Origin of the sequence: Mesorhizobium sp. M0244 (assembly GCF_040321795.1) — a bacterium.
In the GTDB taxonomy this organism is placed as follows: Bacteria; Pseudomonadota; Alphaproteobacteria; order Rhizobiales; family Rhizobiaceae; genus Mesorhizobium.
The window spans coordinates 13890-32496 of the sequence record NZ_JAMYSE010000024.1 but is presented as its reverse complement, the minus strand read 5'-3'; the positions used below and the strand labels follow the sequence as shown (position 1 = coordinate 32496).

Annotated in this window: 16 protein-coding genes, 1 tRNA gene and 1 pseudogene; 12 read left to right on the top strand and 6 right to left on the bottom strand. The window is 62.5% G+C overall.

Going from position 1 to position 18607, the window contains the following annotated elements:
* The first annotated feature begins 59 nt into the window (after window positions 1–59).
* The 3 genes from NKJ08_RS16765 to NKJ08_RS16755 are packed head-to-tail and all read left to right on the top strand — an operon-like array spanning window position 60 to window position 5822.
* Window positions 60–1121: an ImuA family protein gene (locus NKJ08_RS16765; protein ID WP_352528041.1), complete on the top strand. Its 1062-nt coding sequence runs from the start codon at window positions 60–62 to the stop codon at window positions 1119–1121.
* Entirely contained in the window at window positions 1063–2541 is a 1479-nt protein-coding gene (locus tag NKJ08_RS16760; protein WP_352528043.1) for a DUF6504 family protein, read from the top strand. Before NKJ08_RS16765 ends, NKJ08_RS16760 begins: the two co-directional genes overlap by 59 nt.
* A complete protein-coding gene (locus NKJ08_RS16755) occupies window positions 2538–5822 on the top strand; it encodes an error-prone DNA polymerase (protein WP_352528045.1) in 3285 nt (1094 codons plus the stop codon). The genes NKJ08_RS16760 and NKJ08_RS16755 overlap by 4 nt, the downstream gene beginning before the upstream one ends.
* A 221-nt stretch (window positions 5823–6043) precedes the next feature.
* Here NKJ08_RS16755 and NKJ08_RS16750 read toward each other — a convergent pair whose 3' ends face one another.
* The 4 genes from NKJ08_RS16750 to NKJ08_RS16735 all read right to left on the bottom strand — a co-directional run bounded on the left by NKJ08_RS16750 (window position 6044) and on the right by NKJ08_RS16735 (window position 8943).
* On the bottom strand, window positions 6044–6286 hold the full coding sequence (locus NKJ08_RS16750) for a Trm112 family protein (protein WP_352528047.1): 243 nt from the start codon (window positions 6284–6286) through the stop codon (window positions 6044–6046).
* A 245-nt stretch (window positions 6287–6531) separates the two neighbouring features.
* Window positions 6532–7203: an LON peptidase substrate-binding domain-containing protein gene (locus NKJ08_RS16745; protein WP_352528049.1), complete on the bottom strand. Its 672-nt coding sequence runs from the start codon at window positions 7201–7203 to the stop codon at window positions 6532–6534.
* A gap of 163 nt (window positions 7204–7366) precedes the next feature.
* The gene (trxA, locus tag NKJ08_RS16740) at window positions 7367–8359 is read right to left on the bottom strand and encodes a thioredoxin (RefSeq protein WP_352528051.1); all 993 of its coding nucleotides are present in this window, start codon (window positions 8357–8359) and stop codon (window positions 7367–7369) included.
* 86 nt (window positions 8360–8445) lie between these two features.
* Window positions 8446–8943 carry a prolyl-tRNA synthetase associated domain-containing protein gene (locus NKJ08_RS16735; protein WP_352778625.1) on the bottom strand — a complete coding sequence of 166 codons (498 nt, stop codon included), beginning with the start codon at window positions 8941–8943 and terminating at the stop codon, window positions 8446–8448.
* 228 nt (window positions 8944–9171) lie between these two features.
* Between NKJ08_RS16735 and NKJ08_RS16730 the strand changes: the two genes are divergently transcribed.
* Window positions 9172–9246, top strand: a tRNA-Gly gene (locus NKJ08_RS16730).
* 141 nt (window positions 9247–9387) lie between these two features.
* Here the strand turns inward: NKJ08_RS16730 and NKJ08_RS16725 are convergent.
* A pseudogene (locus NKJ08_RS16725) lies at window positions 9388–10255 on the bottom strand (ferritin-like domain-containing protein).
* A gap of 396 nt (window positions 10256–10651) precedes the next feature.
* Between NKJ08_RS16725 and NKJ08_RS16720 the strand changes: the two are divergent.
* The 4 genes from NKJ08_RS16720 (at window position 10652) to NKJ08_RS16705 (ending at window position 13272) form a co-directional block, all read left to right on the top strand.
* On the top strand, window positions 10652–10999 hold the full coding sequence (locus tag NKJ08_RS16720) for a hypothetical protein (protein WP_352528055.1): 348 nt from the start codon (window positions 10652–10654) through the stop codon (window positions 10997–10999).
* A 216-nt stretch (window positions 11000–11215) separates the two neighbouring features.
* A complete protein-coding gene (locus NKJ08_RS16715; protein WP_352528057.1) occupies window positions 11216–11500 on the top strand; it encodes a hypothetical protein in 285 nt (94 codons plus the stop codon).
* Window positions 11501–11632: 132 nt separating this feature from the next.
* Entirely contained in the window at window positions 11633–11923 is a 291-nt protein-coding gene (locus NKJ08_RS16710; RefSeq protein ID WP_352782352.1) for a DUF6881 domain-containing protein, read from the top strand.
* Between the two features lie 113 nt (window positions 11924–12036).
* Complete coding sequence (locus NKJ08_RS16705) at window positions 12037–13272, top strand: M24 family metallopeptidase (protein WP_352528061.1); 1236 nt, start codon at window positions 12037–12039, stop codon at window positions 13270–13272.
* A 24-nt stretch (window positions 13273–13296) separates the two neighbouring features.
* Here NKJ08_RS16705 and NKJ08_RS16700 read toward each other — a convergent pair whose 3' ends face one another.
* Window positions 13297–14169 (bottom strand): helix-turn-helix domain-containing protein, encoded by an 873-nt coding sequence (locus tag NKJ08_RS16700; protein WP_352528063.1) that lies wholly within the window; start codon window positions 14167–14169, stop codon window positions 13297–13299.
* 106 nt (window positions 14170–14275) lie between these two features.
* Here NKJ08_RS16700 and NKJ08_RS16695 point away from each other — a divergent pair, with 106 nt between their 5' ends.
* The 4 genes from NKJ08_RS16695 to NKJ08_RS16680 all read left to right on the top strand — a co-directional run bounded on the left by NKJ08_RS16695 (window position 14276) and on the right by NKJ08_RS16680 (window position 18582).
* Complete coding sequence (locus tag NKJ08_RS16695; protein WP_352528065.1) at window positions 14276–15547, top strand: extracellular solute-binding protein; 1272 nt, start codon at window positions 14276–14278, stop codon at window positions 15545–15547.
* Window positions 15548–15767: 220 nt separating this feature from the next.
* Entirely contained in the window at window positions 15768–16628 is an 861-nt protein-coding gene (locus NKJ08_RS16690) for a carbohydrate ABC transporter permease (RefSeq protein WP_352528067.1), read from the top strand.
* Window positions 16625–17476 carry a carbohydrate ABC transporter permease gene (locus NKJ08_RS16685; protein ID WP_352528069.1) on the top strand — a complete coding sequence of 284 codons (852 nt, stop codon included), beginning with the start codon at window positions 16625–16627 and terminating at the stop codon, window positions 17474–17476. Before NKJ08_RS16690 ends, NKJ08_RS16685 begins: the two co-directional genes overlap by 4 nt.
* Before the next feature lie 8 nt (window positions 17477–17484).
* Complete coding sequence (locus NKJ08_RS16680; RefSeq protein ID WP_352528071.1) at window positions 17485–18582, top strand: ABC transporter ATP-binding protein; 1098 nt, start codon at window positions 17485–17487, stop codon at window positions 18580–18582.
* Window positions 18583–18607: the final 25 nt, after the last annotated feature.

The window sequence follows — 18607 nt, the reverse complement described above, 5'->3', positions numbered from 1 at the left end:
CCGCCCTCTGGAATCTATAGGAACATAACAGGAACAATTGTGAGTGGAAGCTGACCGTCATGGCGACAAGCGCCGTGGCGCGGGAGACTGTTTTTGCCCTGCGCCGCCAGATCGCGAAGATCGAAGGGACCTTGCCCGAGCGCCTGGAGGCGCCGGCCGGTTCGTCGTTTGATGCGGATGTCAGCCCCCAGACTCTGACATTCCCTCGGGATCTGACGCCCCCTCGGAATCTAACTATTGTCCGGCGCGGCCTCGCCGTGGCTTCGCAGGATGCGTTTTTGCGCACCGGTGCCGAGCGCCTCGATGCTGCGCTCAGCGGCGGCCTGCCAAAGGCGGCGCTGAGCGAGTTTCATAGTGCCGCGACCCGCGATGCCGGGGCCGTCGCCGGCTTTGTCCTGTCGCTCGTCAGCCTGATCCTCAGCCAGGGACCGCGATTGCCGGTGCTGTGGATCGGCACATCAGAGATTTTCCGCGAGGCCGGCTTCCCCTACGCCAGGGGGCTTCACGCCTTCTTCGGCATCGAGCCGGAGCAATTGCTGTTTTCCGAGGCGCCAAGGCTCCTCGATGCGTTGTGGGTCGCCGAGGAGGCTGCCCGGATGACGGCGCTTGCCGCGGTCATCCTCGAAATCCGCGGCAACCCGCAGCGGCTTGACCTCACCGCGACGCGGCGGCTGCACGCCCGGGCGCAGAGTGCGGGCCGGCCGCTGTTCCTGCTGCGCCAGGCCGGCGAGCCCGAGCCGACGGCAGCGCCCGTCCGCCTCGTCCTGTCGGCGGCACCCGCGGCAGCGCGCGAGACAATCGCCGGGCCGCTCGCCGGCTCGATCGGCCGACCCGCCTTCACCGTTACCATCGGCAAGAGCCGCACGGCCTTGCCCGGACAATTCACACTGGAGTGGAACCCCGATGAACGCCTATTCGAAGAAAGACGGGGCGAGCAAGGAAGAGCTCAGGAATGGGCAAAGAATCCTGTCCCTGTGGTTTCCGCATCTCGCCGCCGAGAGGATCCTGCGGCAGCGTCTGGGGCGGTCCTGGCGTTCCCGGCCGTCGGATCACCTGCCGCTGGTGATCAGCCATCGCGACAGGAACGCCCAGCGCATCGCCGCCCTCGACGAACGGGCTGAGGCGCTCAATCTGAAGCGCGGCATGGGCATAGCCGACGCACGCGCCATGCATCCGTCGATCGACATAGTGGAGGCCGATCCGGAGGCCGACCGGCGCCTGCTCGAAGGCCTCGCCGACTGGTGCGACCGCTACACGCCGCTGGTGGCGCTCGATGGAACCGATGGCCTCTATCTCGACGTCACCGGCTGCACCCATCTTTTCGGCGGCGAACGCTCGATGCTGGACGACATCCTGTCGCGCTTTTTCCATCAGGGCTTCGATGTCCGCGCCGGGCTTGCCGCCACACCAGGTGCTGCCTGGGCGGCGGCGCGGTTTTCCGGCGACCGCATCGTCGCCGATGGCGAGGAGGAAGCGCTTCTCGCGCCGTTGCCGCTGGCGGCGCTGCGCATCGACCCGGAGGTCCGCGCCAGCCTTGAAAGCGTCGGCCTGCGCACGGCGGGCGCCGTCATGGCAGCACCGCGCGCGCCGCTTGCCCGCCGCTTCGGCGCATCGCTGCTTTTGCGCCTCGACCAGGCGCTCGGCCGCCTCGACGAGGCGGTGTCGCCGCGCCTGCCGGTCGCACCGCTTTCGGTCGAACGCCATCTTGCCGAGCCGATCATGCTGACCGAGGACATCGAGCGGCTGACAGGCATGCTGGCGGCAACGTTGAAGAGGGATCTCGAACGCCGCGGCGAGGGCGCAAGGCGGCTGGCGCTGCTGCTCTTTCGTGTCGATGGCGGCGTCAGCCGCATCGCCGTCGGCACCTCGCGGCCCTTGCGCGAGCCGCTGCTGATCCAGAAATTGTTCCACGAAAGGCTTGCCGCGCTCGAACAGGATATCGACGCCGGCTATGGCTTCGATCTCGTGCGCCTCTCGGTGCTGACCGCCGCCGCCTTCGACATGCAGCAGGCCGACCTTGCCGGCGAAACGAGCGACGACGGCGCCGATATCGCGCTTTTTGCCGACCGCATTCGCGCCCGGCTCGGTGAAGGCGCGGTCTTAAAACCGGTCGCCGTCGAGAGCCATCTGCCGGAGCGCGCCGTCGCCACCATTCCCTTCGCGGAAGCGCCGCAAAGAACTTCGCCGCCGAAGCAGCCGGGCAAGGCGAAGGACGTCCCCACGACTGTCTTCCAGCCGGAACGGCCGATCCGGCTTTTCCGTTCGCCCGAACCGATCGAGGTGCCGGCCACCGAAATGCCGGAAGGTCCGCCTTTGAACTTCCGCTGGCGCCGCGCGCTCTACCGTGTCGCGCGCGCCGAAGGGCCGGAGCGCATCGCGCCTGAATGGTGGCGAGAGGCGGCGGGACAGCACGATGCGCCGACCCGGGATTATTTCCGCATCGAGGATGCCGACGGCCGCCGTTACTGGCTCTACCGCCAGGGCCTCTACGGCGCCTCTCAAGTCCCGCCGCGCTGGTTCATGCATGGGATCTTTGCATGAATGCGCTGACGGCCATTCCCTATGCCGAATTCGGCATCCAGTCGAACTTCTCGTTCCTGCGCGGCGCCTCGAAACCGGAGGAACTGGTGGTCGCGGCAAAGTTCCTGGGATTTTCGGCGATCGGCCTCGCCGACCGCAACACGGTGGCGGGCGTCGTGCGTGCCTGGCAGCAGGCCAAGGTGGAGGGTTTTTCCTATCATCCCGGCTGCCGTCTGGTTTTTTGCGACGGCACGCCGGACATCCTCGCCTATCCGCAAAACCGCAAGGGCTGGGGCCATCTCTGCCGCATGCTGACGCAAGCCAATTTGCGCGACGAAAACGAAAAAGGGGCAACGCTCCTCAAACAGAGCGATCTTCTCGAATGGGGCGATCTCTTGTCGCTAGCCATCCTGCCGGATCTATCGACGGGTGCGGATGGCTTCGACTTGCTTAGCCGGCTCAGGGATCGCTTCGGAGAAACCCTGCGGCTTGCGGTTTCGCCGGATTACCGCGGCAACGACCGCTTTCGGGTCGAGCAGGCGGCGGCAATGGCCGAGCTGGCCGGCATCCCCTTGATGGCGACCAACGACGTTCTCTACCATACGTCGGAGCGGCGCCCGCTGCAGGACGTGCTGACGGCGATCCGCCTCAATATGCCCGTCGCCGAGGTGGGGCTGGAACTGAACGCCAATGCCGAACGTCATTTGAAGCCGCCAATGGAGATGGCGCGGCTTTTCCGCCGGCACCCGCGAGCGCTGGCGGAAACGCTGCGCTTTGCCGGGGAACTGAGCTTCTCGCTCAGCGACCTGCAATACAACTATCCCGACGAGCCGACGGAATCGGGCCTCGGGCCGCAGGCCGAGCTGGAAAGGCTGGCCAGGGAGGGAGCGGTCATCCGCTACCCCTCAGGCGTGCCCGCTTCTGTGACGCAGCGCATCGAGGAGGAGCTCGCCTTGATCGAGCGCCTGAACTATGCGCGCTATTTTCTGACCGTCTACGATATCGTCAAATTCGCCCGCAGCCAGAACATACTCTGCCAGGGGCGCGGCTCCGCGGCTAACTCGGTGGTCTGCTATTGCATCGGCATCACCGAGGTGGGACCCGAGAGGATCGCTACGCTTTTCGAGCGCTTCATTTCCGAGGAAAGAAACGAACCGCCCGACATCGACGTCGATTTCGAGCATGAAAAGCGCGAGGAGGTCATCCAGTACATCTATTCCAAATACAGCGCCAAGCGCACCGCACTGGCCGCTGCCGTCGTCAGCTACCGGGGCCGCTCGGCTATGCGCGAAGTGGCGAAGGCGATGGGCCTGTCGGATGACGTCCGGAGCGCGTTGTCCAGCTCGATATGGGGCTGGTCGACCTCGGAACTCGGTGAAAAGGAAACAAAAGCCGGCGGCCTCGATCAGACCGATCCATCGACAAGGCATGTGATCGAATGCGCCAACGAGATCATGGGCTTTCCCCGTCATTTGTCGCAGCATGTCGGCGGTTTCGTCATCACCCGGGACCGGCTCGACGAGATCGTGCCCATCGTCAAGACGGCGATGGACGAGCGCAAGATGGTCGAGTGGGACAAGGACGACCTCGACGCGGTGAAAATCCTTAAAGTCGACGTTCTCGCGCTCGGCATGTTGACCTGCCTGCAGCGCGCCTTCACGCTGCTCCAGGATCATTATCCGGAGGCGCGGGACGAGTATGGCCAACCCTATGTGTTGGCCACCCTCCCTGCCGAGGACAAACATGTCTACGACATGATCTGCCGTGCCGACACGATCGGCGTCTTCCAGATCGAATCCCGCGCCCAGATGTCGATGCTGCCGCGGCTGCGGCCGAAAAATTTTTACGATCTCGTCATCGAGGTGGCGATCGTGCGACCCGGTCCAATCCAGGGCGACATGGTCCACCCCTATCTGCGCCGCCGCCAGGGCAAGGAAAAGCCCGAATACCCAAAGCCGGAACTGGAAGAAATACTCGGCAGGACGCTGGGCGTGCCGCTGTTCCAGGAGCAGGCGATGAAGATTGCCATCGTCGCCGGCGGCTTCAGGCCGGGCGAGGCCGATGAGTTGCGCCGCGCCATGGCGACGTTCAAGCGCACCGGCACGATCGGCAATTACCGCAAGAGAATGGTCGACGGCATGGTCGCCAAGGGCTACGAAAGGGACTTCGCCGAGCGCTGCTTCAAGCAGATCGAAGGCTTTGGCGAATACGGCTTTCCCGAAAGCCATGCCGCCTCCTTCGCCCTGCTGGTCTATGCCTCCTGCTGGTTCAAGACCTTCTATCCCGACGTGTTCTGCGCCGCGATCCTGAATTCCCAGCCGATGGGTTTTTACCAGCCGGCTCAGCTTGTCCGCGACGCGCATGATCATGGCGTCGAAATCCGCGAGGTCGACGTCAACTTTTCCGGTTGGGATTGCGCATTGGAGAAATCGCCTTTCGACCCGGCCCGCATCCTCGACCGCCATGCCCAGATGCGCGGCGTCATACGGACCAGCCATGCGGTCAGGCTTGGTTTTCGCCAGGTCAAGGGCCTGTCGAAGGAGCGCATGGAGACCTTTGTGCTGAGACGCGGCGACGGCTACGCATCCGTGCGTGACGTCTGGCTGCGCTCGGGCCTCAACGTCGACGAGATCGAGAAACTGGCGCAGGCCGATGCTTTCCGCTCGCTTGGATTGAACCGCCGCGACGCTCTATGGGCGGTCCGCGCGCTCGACGGCAAGAGTGCCGCCGAAAGGCTGCCGCTGTTCGACCAGCCGGCGATCCGCTTGCGCGATCTTGAGCCTGCAACCAGGCTCCCGACAATGCCGCTCGGCGAGCATGTCGTCCACGACTACCGCTCGCTCGGCCTGTCGCTGAAGGCGCACCCGGTCGCCTTCCTGCGTCAAAGGCTGGATCGTTCCGGCGTCACGCCCAATGCACGGCTCGGCCAGGTGCGGGACGGCCGCCGCGTTTCGGTCGCCGGCCTCGTGCTGGTGCGGCAGCGGCCGGGCAATGGCAAGGCGATTTTCCTGACGCTGGAGGACGAGAACGCGGTCGCCAATATCATTTTCTGGGAAAGAACCTTCAACCGCTTCCGTCCCATTGTCATGGGCGCGCGTCTCATCCGCGTCACCGGCAAGCTGCAATCGGAATCGGACGTCATCCATATCGTCGCCGAGAAGGTCGAGGACCTAACGCCGTGGCTGTCCGTGCTGCTTGAGGAAAAGTCCGACGCACATGTCGTGCAAAACGACCGGCAGGATGTCGCGACGTTATCGGGGAAGGCGGAAGGGGTCATGCCCAAGGGGCGCAATTTTCAATAGAGCATGGCGCTGCGGCTCTTGCGAAATGTCGGCGGGACAGCGCCCCCCTCTACCCTGCCGGGCATCTCCCCCACAAGGGGGGGAGATCGGCAGCTTCGTCGTCCCGCCCTCTTTCAGCATTGGAGATTGGCGAAAGCCGAGGCGACATCCAATCTCCCCCCTTGTGGGGGAGATGTCCAGCAGGACAGAGGGGGGCGCGAAGGATCGCTGCAGAGCGGCCTTTATTCTGAGCCACCCAGGCGCGGCGGTGGCGGCATGGCATCGTCTATGGCGATGACGCGCGCCTCCGATGGCAGCATGATTGGAATGCCGTCCCGCACCGGATAGGCAAGCTTTGCCACCCGCGAGATAAGCTCGCCGCGCTCCGGATCCCAAGCAAGCGGCCCCTTGGTCAGCGGGCAGGCCAGCAATTCCAGCAGCTTGGGGTCGACCTTGGCGTTCTTTCCGTCACGCCCATCCGCCATTCGATCCGTCCTTCTCTAGGGCAAATTGCTTCAGGTTCGAACTCGTCCCTCACCCGCCGGGCGTCGGTGCCGCCCCTCACCTTTACCCTCTCCCCGTGAAGAACGGGGAGAGGGGGATCGCCAGCGTTGCAGCCAGCCCCTTTTCCCCGTCCTGCACGGGGAGAAGATGCCGGCAGGCAGATAAGGGGCGGCGCAAACGCTCAGCTATTGGTCTAAAGCGATTGCCCTGTATCCTTCCACTCAACCTACTGCAAACTCGAACCAAAATCCTCATTGTCGCGCGCCAGCGCTATTTCGGTGATGGCGATCAGCGTTTCGGCCCGCACCCTCAGATCGGCCGCTTCGAGCAGCGCCTGTTTCTCGGCCGGCCCGTAGGGCGCCATCATCGACAGCGCGTTGACCAGCATGGCGTTTTCGGCGCGGCTGACGCTTTCCCAGTCGGCCTCCAGATCGTTGGCCTGCAGATAGGCGCGAAACGCTTTGAGCAGCGCCGGCCGGTCGATTTCGGCTTCCGCCTGCTCCTCGTCGAGGTCGGTGAGAAAGGGCGCCAACCGGCACTGGCGAAACGGCGTCTTGACGGTGAGTTCCTGGACAATGCGGAACCGGCACACGCCTTGCAGCGAAATCAGGTAACGGCCGTCGCCGCTCTCGGACAGCGCAATGATGCGCCCGGCGCAGCCGACATTGCAGAGCTCCGGCTCGCCGTCGAGACGCAGCGCACCGTCGAGGCTGGGCTGGATCATACCGATCAGCCGCGGCCCGGCGATCGCCTCGTCGACCATCTGCAGATAGCGCGGCTCGAAGATGTTGAGCGGCATGCGGCCTCCCGGCAGCAGCAATGCGCCCTCAAGCGGAAAAATCGGCATGGTCGACGGCAGATCCGCAGCGAGCCGGTAATGCGCGTTTCCCGCCTGCACCTCAATCCTCCGATCGCTTCGTCAGGAAGCGCACCAAATCCGTCTCCTCCCGGCCGGCACACGGCGCGACACTGGAAACCCGAGATCGAATGCCGTCCGAAAACCTAATCTGGCGCAGCCGCCGCCGACCGCAAGCCCGCGCGACAAAACAGTCTGCGCCGGCTCAGGAAAACAGCAGCGACGACAGTTTGCGCCGTGCCGACAGCGTTGCCTCGTCGGTCATGCCCCATGCCTCAAAAAGCTGCAGCAACTGGGTTCTGGCGCCGTCATCGTTCCACGAGCGGTCGGCCTTGATGATCGCCAGCAGATTGTCGGCCGCCGCCGTGCGATCGCCCTTGGCATTCTGGATCATGGCAAGCTCGAACCGCGCCTGGTGATCGCCAGGATTTTCGGCCAGCCGCCGTTCCAGTTCCGCCGGATTGCCGAGTGCCGCGGCTTGCGCGGCGAGCGCCATCTTGGCGCGCAGCGCGGCGAGCTGGGGCGCATCCTTCTTTGCTTCCGGCGCCCGTGCAAGAACCGCCTCGGCACCGTCGGCATCGCCGGCCTCGAACAGCAGATCGCCCAGCCCGGCGATCGCCTCGATCGTCTCCGGCGCCTGTTCCAGGATGGCATCGTAAATGTCGGCCGCAGTCTGCACATCACCGGCGTCGCGCGCTTCTGCGGCCGCGGCCAGCGCTTCGGCCACTTGCGGCGCACCACCATCCTTGCCGCCGACCTTCTGGATGAATTGCGTGATCTGGCTCTCGGGAATGGCGCCCATGAAGCCGTCGACCGGCTGGCCGTCTTTGAAGGCAATGACCGCCGGAATCGACTGGATGCCGAGCTGGCCGGCAATCGAAGGATGGTCGTCGATGTTCATCTTGACCAGCTTGACCTTGCCGCCGGCGGCTTTCACCGCCTTTTCCAGCAGCGGGGTCAATTGCTTGCAGGGGCCGCACCATGGCGCCCAGAAATCGACCAGCACCGGTTGGCGGCGCGATTCCTGGATCACGTCGGCGGCAAAAGCGGCGGTCGTCGTGTCCTTGATGACATCGGCCGGCGCCTCTGCAAGCGCCACCTTCTCACGCGCGGCATCGGTGCCGCCATATTGCACGGTGGTGGCATACTGACCGCCATTGCTGCCAAATGGGCCGCCAAAGGGGTTGTTGTCGCTCATCTCGTCGCCCTTTCGGTTGCGCCGCCGGCCAAGGGACAGGCGCAACATTCTTCTTCAGAACCCGGTTTCAGTCACCCATGTGGCGATCATGCCGAGACTTTCAAGATAACAGCATCATGTCCGGTTGCCTCGACGAATTTGACCAGGTCCGCGGCCGCGATGGAAGTCGTCGCCTCATTGGTCAGCGGGTGGGCATTGACCACGGCATGGCTCATCAGATCCTCATCGAGAACGACCTTGACCCTTTGCTCTGTGTCGTTGATCAGCCCGAAAACGGTGACTGCGCCCGGGACGATCCCGAGAAGCTCCATCAGCATCTCCGGCCGGCCGAAAGACACTCGGCCGGCGGCGCCGATCAGATGGTGGATCTGCTTGAGATCGACGATCGCCTCCTCGCCGACGCTGACCAGGAAGAAATTGTCCTTCTTGTCCTTGAGGAACAGGTTCTTGGTGTGGCCGCCGGCGATCTCGCCACGCAGTGCCTGCGAATCGGCGACCGTGAACAGCGGCGGATGCCGCCGCGTCGACACCTCGATCCCGAGTTCGGCAAGAAAGGCGAAAAGGTCGGCTTCGGTTTTCGGCATAGGTCTTCTCTGATGGCCCGCTTCCAACGGCTTGTTCGGCTTACGCCGTTTACGGCCAATGATGCGGCCAAGACAAGCCCGTCGCGCAGCGCGGGAGTGATTGCCTTGCGGCGTCTCGCAGGACGGCTTGTCCGCATTGCCGGCGAAGCAAAAGCCTGCGAATTCCCTGTTGCAATCACCGCGCTCTTCAGCCATATAGGCGCGGCTTGCGGCCCAAAAGCCGCGCGAGCGGGTGTAGCTCAGGGGTAGAGCACAACCTTGCCAAGGTTGGGGTCGAGCGTTCGAATCGCTTCACCCGCTCCAATTTCTCTCAAGGGAAATCAAGCAGTTGCGAACAGGCCGGATCCCCTTCCGGCCTTTTTCGTTTCTGCGCGCGCCACCAGCGCCAAATCGCCAGGCACCGCGGCGCAACTTCATTTGCCGCCAGATTCATTCGCAGTCCGCTCAGGTGCTTTTGAGCGTTCCGTTCATCCCATTCGGGTAGAAGCCGCCCTTGCTGACGCCGGCTTGGTCGGTCAGATAGACGATCCGAAGCACTTCTTGCGGCGTCCTCGTGAAGGCGATCGCATCCGCGGTCGATGGAACGATATTGGCTTTACCATCCACTCGGATGCCTTGGTCCTTGTCCTCCGGTCCATCGATCTTGTCGCGGGCGTCGGAAACCGCATTGGCGGCCTTCCAGGCATCCTCGCCCATTCGGTAAAGCGACGATCGCGCCATTCCCATGTGGTAAGCCTCGACGGCCAGGATGCCGGCGGCGGCGGCCTGGAAATCCTTGTTCTTCAGAAGGGGCGCGGCGCCAGCATAGGCAGTAACGCCGACGTCCTCGAACAGCATGCCGCCGAGCACGAAGTTCATCTGGTTGCCGAAAGGATCGAAGTCCGCCCCGAGCCCCGCGGCCTTGGCGACCGCGGCCCGCATCGAAATCGATCGACGGCCGGTCGACGGCTTCGCTTCCAAGCGTCTTGCGATAGAACCTGACATGAGCCAGTTCGTTTTCCGCGACTTCCTGCATGAATTGACGGATGGCAGGCGTGTCAAAGCTAACCTGTTTGCCGCCGACGACAGCGCCGGCCTTGGGACCAGCATCCGGGTCGTCAATCCCTTTTCCGGTTGTGCCGCGCAGGTAATATTCGGCTTCCATATATTCGAGATTGAGAGCGAACCGGAAAATGTCTTCGTCTTTGACCTCATCCTGCGCATAGGCGCGGGAAATCGGGGCAAAGCGGGCGGCCGAAGCGAGCGTGGCTCCCAGGCCAAACTGCAATGCGCGGCGGCGCGAAACACGAAATGAAGGCGTGACGCGGATCATGGCTTCCTCCCAAAAGCCCGCCGGCATCAGACATTTGGCACCTCAAAAGTGGGCCTGCGTTCCCAACTTCACGAAGGGTGGAATGTTCCTCAATCCCTGCAACTTAGATGATCTCGCCGATGCCGAGCAGCGATCGCAACCGAATGTCAGCCGACGCAGACTGCGCCGCAGCGGCGCTGGACATCTGCCAGCAGCAAAAATCCGGTCGCTGCGGTCGCGCGAAGTACGCTGTCGATAGAATTCAGGACTTTTGCGTGTCGTCCTCGGACCAAGGTCCGTCTTGCAGAATGCTGTATTTGACCGAAGCTTGTTAAATAGCGGGCGTCCACTTTGGAAAGTCCTCACGTTTCTCATCTGGACCCCATCCTGGCGGGAGGGCGACTCGAAGGAGGAATTATGAAAACGCGAACCACTCTATTCGCAACGGTAGCCGCTCTCGCATTCGTCGCGTCTCCGGTCCTCGCTGCTCCCGGCGGCAATGGCAATGGCAACGGCAATGGCGGCAGCAACGGCAACGGCGGAAACTCGGCCGGGGCAGGATCGCAGGGACACGGAGCCGCCACTTCAGCCGCGGCCAAGGATAAGTCGACGACCGGAGTTGCTCATGCGATGGCGGTCGTTGCGACGACCCCCGCCTCCCCGCAGGCCACCCTGTCCCTGCAGGCAGCGCTGGATGCCTTCCTGGCAAGAAAGGCGGCTGCGGCGGCCGATACTGCCGACGACACCTCCGACGAAGCTGAATAAGGGCTCGAAGCAGACACTTGTCGTTGAAAGGCCGCGGTTCGCCGCGGCCCTTTTTCGTTCCTGGCATGCGAACTGTCAGGGGCGCCCCTTAGGTTGACCGGTGAACAGCGCTTCCCGAAGAAAGCTGCTCCACAGCGGCGCTGAAGCTACGCTTGGAGTAATTCCAGGAAAAGTGTGAAACGGTTTTCCGTCCGGAATTGCGTCACCGATATGCGTATGCCCAGAATGATCCAGTCAACAAGAGCGATCAAAATGGACATGCCGATGGCGGTGAGACGCAGGGTAGATGCCATTACCGGAAAAGAACTCGTTGGAGGCGAAGGCGCTAGTAAAGAGGCGCAGGCAGCGAGCAAAGCCCGCGAGGCGGAAGCTCAGAAAAACCGTAACTTTGCCATCGATCCGCGCGATAAGAAGTCGCAAAAAAATGCTTTTGTTGCTGGCGCGGCCGGGGGAGCAACGGGTACAGTTGAGGGGGGTCGCCAGCCTATCACGTCAGGCTAGTAAATTTACAAATTTCGTTGCCATAGACATAGATGGATTGCCCATTCAACAGGTACGGAGCATGTTTTTCTAAATGCGAAGCATTACAGATCTCAGTATTGCAGGCCGCTTGATAGGTTTTGGAGAGAATTAATGCGATACTTAAAGGTGATGTCTAATTTAAATCAGGATGATGTTCCTGTTACGACGTTTCACGAAGTAGATGACGACGACTTTGAGAGCAAAAAAATCGAGATATACCCAGACTCCACCATCGAGATGGCTAGCTATGGCATGCAGACAAAAGAATCGGGACTATCACCGGAAAAATTTGAGGCAATAGATGAAATCAATGCGCTACAGGGGTTTGATGCGGCGGAGATAGCAAAGGAAGAATTTGAAAGACAATGGGATTTAGCATCGAATTATATTCGCAATAAATAGATTTACGAATTGAGGTGACAGTGGAATTATGGCGAGAGTGCACCAATTGGCCGCTATCGTCACCATAGACGTCCGCCACCCTCCGCTTCGGCGTCGCGCAGATGAGGGAACCCATGACCGGCTTTGTCGACCGAGAACGCGCAACAGACCTGATGCAGCGCACCGATATCGAGGCATTGGTGCTTTGCGAGCCCGAGGCGTTCCAATATGCCACCGGCGCCTGGATCGGTCCAGCCGGGCTGTTCCGGCGGGCCGGCGCCGGTTTCGTGGTCATCCCCAAGCGAATCGACCTGCCGATCGGCGTCGTGGCGGCGGATTTCCAGGCTGCCCAGCTCCGGGCGGCGCCGGACGCCGTCCTGCGCACGCATCCGATCTGGATCGAATCCGCGTCACTTGAGCCAGCGACGTCCGGCCGTCCCGTTGCGGAGCGCATCGAGGCCGGCCTGGTTGGCCACGCGCCCGGTTTTTCACGTCCGGCGACCTTCGAGCTTGCCCGCTCCGTACGCGAGCTGAAGATGATCCTAGCCGAATTCGGGCTGGAGCGTGCGACGCTCGGCATCGACCTGGATTTTGTCTCGGCCAGCAATTTTTCGGCGATGCAGGCGATGCTGCCGACCTCTACCATCGTCAACGGTTCGCCGGTCCTCGACAGGCTGCGGGCGATCAAGTCGCAGAGCGAGATCGACCTCCTGCAGCAGGGCATCTTTCTGTCGGAGGCCGGCCTGTCGCGGCTGCAGCAGCATGCAGCGGCCGGCATGCGTCAGTCGGATCTGGTCGCGCTCTACCGGCAAGGCGTCGCCGACGCGGCCGCCGGGTCATCGCAGCAAATCTCGACAGCGGAATACGTCACGCTGGGCGCTCGCCCCAAAAGCGCCGATGCGGTCGCCGCCGCCGGCGATCCGCTCAAGGCCGACATGGTGTGCAGCGTGAACGGCTATGCATCGGACATGTCGCGGAATTTCACCTTCGGGCCGCCATCGCCAGAACAGGCCGAATTGCATGCGATAGCTGAACGCGCCTTCGCCGACGGGCTTGCCGCGCTGTTGCCGGGAAAGCCGCTCGCCGGCGTGCATCGCGTCGCCAGCGAAAGCCTGGCGCGCCAGGGGCTCCGTTCCTATCGCCGCGGTCATTTCGGCCACAGCGTCGGCCATTCCGTGTTTTCCGAGCAATGGCCGTTCATCTCGGCCGACAGCGATGTCGAGATAGAAGCCGGCATGGTGCTGGCATTCGAGATCCCGCTCTACATCGACGGTCTCGCCAGCTTCAATCTCGAGGACCAGTTCCTGATCACCGCCAGCGGGCCGCTGCCGATGAACCGCCTGCCGAGGAGCCTAAATATTATCGGCTGAGATTATCGGCTGAATCCAGCCGACTCACCTGGCGCCCGCCACGCCCCTGCGGAAATCCGACGGCGACATGCCGGCAAGCTTGCGGAACGACTTGTTGAAGGCGCTGAGTGAGCCGAAGCCGGATTCCATGGCGACGCGCAGCACATTGGCATCCTGATGCATCAGCAGTGCCTGCGCGTAGCTGAGGCGCAGCAAATTCACATATTCGTTGAGCGTCATGCCGGTCGATTTCTTGAAGATGCTCATGGCGTATTTGGGATGGATATCGGCCGCCGCGGCAATGTCGACGCAATCGATCTCGTAGAGGAAATTCTCCGCGATGAAGTCGCACATGCGCCCGACATTGCGCAGCGATTGCTGATCGAAAGGGCTGCCTATCTCCTGTTCGACCGGTGTTTCGGGGACGAGGCGGTAAGGCTCGAATCGCACCCGCTCCAGCCGCAGCAAAAGCTCGTTGACGGCATGCTCGGCCTTGACCGGATCGCCGGAGCGGGCATAGCGGTTCCAGCGCTCGAAATTGTGGTCGTCCGACCGGTCGGTGGCGTCGGTCACCAGCGTCGCGCCGGTCATCAGCCTGTTGCGGACATCGACGGGCAAATGCAGCCGGAAGAAATGCACCAGCGGCAGATGCGCGCCGGCATAGATGGCGTCGTCGGAGGCTTCGTCCATCTGGTGCGGCAGGCCGCCCCAGAACAGGCACATATCGCCCGCCGAAAGCGAAAGTCCGTGTCCGTCCATGCGGTAATGCACGGTGCCGCGCACGATGAAATTCACTTCGACCTGGGCATGCCAATGCGGCTTGAGCATCACCAGGGGCTGGGTATGGAACATCTGCAGCAGCAGCGGCAGGCCCTCCACGCTGCTGGCGCCAGGCTGGTAAAACGGCCTTTCCGGCATCTTACTTTCCGCTCATTTCTTATTCCCTTTGTCGCGGACAAGGCTTTCCCGAAGCCTAGTCTAGCCACGCTCGCAAACAGAGAGCAACTGAAATGGGAGGATTTCAATGCGCATAAAATTGACCTGCGCCGCGCTCGCGCTTGCCTTGGGCTCCAGCCCGGCCTTTGCGCAGTCCGGTGAAATCACGATCTGGAGCTGGAATATCGCCGCTTCGTCGCTGAAGGCCACCATAGCGGGCTTCAACAAGCAATATCCCGACATCAAGGTCACGGTCGAGGACCTCGGCAACCAGCCGACCTATGACAAGTCGATCGCCGGCTGTGCCGCCGGCGGCGAGGGTCTGCCGGACATCGTTTCGATCGAGAACGGCGAAGCCGAAAACTACTGGAGCCAGTTCCCGGATTGCTTTGTCGACCTGCACACGCTCGGCTACACCCCGGAAGACCAGGCAAAATTCCCCGATTTCAAGCGCACCGAGCTCGAGGTTGACGATAAGGCCTATGCGATGCCCTGGGATTCCGGCCCGGTGGCGATGTTCTACCGCCGCGACTTCTATGAGAAGGCCGGCGTCGATCCGTCCTCGATCAAGACCTGGGACGATTTCATCGCCGCCGCCAAGAAGATCCAGGCCGCCAATCCCGGCGTGACGATGACAAACGCTGATTTCAATGGCGATTCCGAATTCTTCCGCATGATCTCCAACGAGCAGGGCTGCGCCTATTTCTCCGCCGACGGGCAATCGATCACGGTCAACCAGCCCAAATGCGTCGATGCCATGACCAAGATCAAGGAGATGAAGGACGCCGGCATCATTTCCTCGGCGGACTGGAGCACCAAGATCACCAACAACACCGCCGGCAAGGTCGCCACGCAGATGTATGGCGGCTGGTATGAAGGCACCGTGCGCACCGAATCGCCCGATGGGGCAGGCAAATGGGGCGTCTACCTGATGCCGAGCCTGACCGCCGACGGTCCGCGTGCCGCCAATCTCGGTGGTTCCTCGCTCGCCATCACTTCGGTGTCGAAGAACAAGGAGGCTGCCTACGCCTATCTGAAATATACGCTTGCGACGAATGAGGGCCAGATCACCATGCTGAAGAGCTTCGGCCTGGTGCCGTCGCTGATCTCGGCGCTCGACGACCCCTATGTCTCCGAAGGCCTGCCTTATTGGGGTGGCCAAGCCGTGTGGAAGGACATTCTCGGCACCTTGCCCAAGGTCGTTCCCAGCCGCGGCACGCCGTTCCAGAGCGACGCCGAAATCATCATCCGCGCGGTGCAGACCAAATATCTGGGTGGCGGCTATCCCGACGCCAAGGCAGCGCTGGACGATGCCGCAAGCCAGATCGCCGCGGCGACCGGCCTGCCGGTCAAGTCATGATCTAAACAAGGCGCCTCCGAGCGGGCGGCTCCCCTTCTCTCTTGTGGGAGAAGGTGTCGCCGAAGGCGACGGATGCAAGGGGTGCTCCAGCTTGGCGCTGACGGCACTCCGGCCAGCACCCCTCAACCGTCTCGGCGCTGCGCGCCAATCCACCTTCTCCCACAAGGGGAGAAGGAAGAGAGCAGACCTGTCGCACTTTCGAATAGAAAGGAGGAAAACGATGCGCTACCAGAACGCCACGGCGTATCGCTTCCTCGCGCCCTATCTGCTGATCTTTTCGATCTTCTGGCTGTGGCCGATCATCGATTCCTTCCTGATCTCGTTCCAGGCGACGCGCACCGTGCCGTGGCGGTTCGCGCCGACCTTCAACTGGGCCCGGCTGATCGGCGATCCCGCTTTCTTCAATGCCTTGAAGAACACATTGCTGATCCTTGTCATCCAGGTGCCGGTAATGATTTCGCTGGCGATTGTGATGGCGGTGCTTTTGAATTCGCCGCTGCTCAAGGCTCGTGGCCTGTTCCGGTTTGCGTTCTTCGCGCCGGTCGTGGTCGGCGAGGTCGCCTATTCGGCGGTTTTCCGGCTGATGTTCAATCTCGACTACGGCATCATCAACAAATTGCTGAACAGCATCGGCCTGCCCAGTGTCGACTGGTTTACCAACGTCACCCCGGCGATGGCGGTCATCATGATCGCGGTGACCTGGCGCTGGGCCGGCTATAACGCCATCATCCTGCTCGCCGGCCTGCAGTCCATCCCCGAGGATGTCTACGAGGCGGCGACCTTGGACCGGGTCAGCAAGGTCAAACAGTTCTTCTACATCACGCTGCCGCTGCTCAAGCCGATCATCGTGTTCTGCGCCGTGCTGTCGATCATCGGCACCATGCAGCTGTTCACCGAGCCGTTCCTGATCACCGAGCGCGGCGGGCCGGGCGGCGGCACCGAAACGCTCGGGCTGCTGCTTTATCGCCAGGGCTTCAGGTCGCTCAATTTCGGCTACGCTTCGGCAATCGCCTACACCATGGCCGGGCTGGCGATCGCGATTTCGCTGGTGCAGATATGGTTGACGAGGGAACCGAAATGACCTCGCGTTCCAAAGTCAGCCGTTCCCAAGCCAGATTGGGACGCAGCATCGCGCTGCATCTCTTCCTGACGCCGCTGGCGCTGATCTGGCTCTTTCCACTGTGGATGATGGTGATCTTTTCGACGATGCCCGACAACGGCATCTTCAGCCCCGACATCGAGCTTTTGCCCCATGGCAATTTCCTCGACAATGTCAGCAATCTGCAGCGCGGCACCAATTTCATCGGCGCCATCGGCATCTCGGTCTCGGTGGCGGTCACCTACACCTTCCTGTCGGTGATGCTGACCTCGATGGCCGGCTGGGCGCTGGCGCGTTACAACTTCTTCGGCAAGGGCATGGTCGTCGCCATCATCCTCGGCACCATCACCCTGCCTTACGCGGTCGTGCTGATCCCGCAATTCATCATGGTCGCGCGCGACTTCAAGCTCGCCAACACCTGGGTGGCGCTGATCGTACCGCCGCTGTTCAATTCGCTGGGCGTGCTCTTCATGCGGCAGAGTTTTTCGATGATGCCGCACGAGCTGTTCGACGCCGCCAAGGTCGAGGGCGTCAAGGAATGGCGGATATTCCTGTTCGTCGCCCTGCCCTTGGCGCGGCCGATGCTGGCGGCACTCGCCATCATCCTGTTCCTTGCCTCCTGGAACAATTATCTGTGGCCGCTGCTGATCAATTCCAAGCCGGGCGCGATGACGGCGCCGGTGGCGCTCGGCACGCTGATCGGTCTAACAAAGGTGTCCTGGGGCGGCATCATGGCGGGCGCGGTGATGCTGACGGCGCCAATGCTCGTCGTGTTCGTGCTTCTGCAGCGCCATTTCGTCGCCGGCATTGCCGCCGGCGCCATCAAGTAAGGATCAGCATGGCGGCAGTCACACTCAAAAACGTCGTCAAGCGCTTCGGCGTCTTCGAGATCGTCCACGGCGCCAATATCGACATCGATGACGGCGAATTCGTCGTCTTCGTCGGCCCTTCCGGCTGCGGCAAGTCCACGCTGCTTAGGATGATCGCCGGGCTCGAGGACATCAGCGACGGCGAGATCGCCATTGGCGGTAAGGTGGTGAACGACGTCGAGGCGGCCGAGCGCGGCATCGCCATGGTGTTCCAGTCCTACGCGCTCTATCCGCACATGACGGTCGAGCAGAATCTGAGTTTTGGCCTGAGAATGACCGGCAACCCCAAGGCAGACACCGAGCGGCGGGTGAAGCGGGCCTCCGAAATCCTGCGCATCGCCGAGCTGATGAAGCGGCGGCCGCGGCAATTGTCGGGCGGCCAGCGCCAGCGCGTCGCCATCGGCCGAGCCATCGTGCGCGAGCCGCAAGTGTTCCTTTTCGACGAACCGCTCAGCAATCTCGACGCCGAGCTCCGGGTGCAGATGCGGGTCGAGATATCGCGCCTCCATAAGGAGCTCGGCGTTACCATGGTCTATGTGACGCACGACCAGACCGAGGCGATGACGCTGGCCGACAGGATCGTCGTGCTCAACGCCGGCAATATCGAGCAGATCGGCGCGCCGCTCGATCTCTACGACGACCCCGCCAACCGCTTCGTTGCCGGCTTCGTCGGCTCGCCGAAGATGAATTTTCTGGCGGCGAAAATGGTCGGGGCCGACGACGGCGCGGCGGTCATCGAGCTGGTCAATCATCGCGGCGCGCGACTGCGCAAGCCGCTTTCGGATGCCCTGCCCGCGATAGGCGGCGATGTCGTGCTTGGCGTGCGGCCGGAGCATTTCTTCGACGCCGGCCAGGGCGATTGCGACCTTGCCGTCAAGGCCGACGTCGCCGAGCACTTGGGATCGGTGAGCTATGTCTATGCCAATTCCGGAACCGGGGCCGGACGCGAGGAACTGATCATCGGGCGCGAGGCATCGCGGTATCGCGCGAATGGCGACGACCTGATGGTGTCGATCAAGGCCGACCGCTCGCTTCTCTTCGACGCCACCGGCGCACGCATTCGCTAATCCATCTTTTCTTTTGTCCGATCGC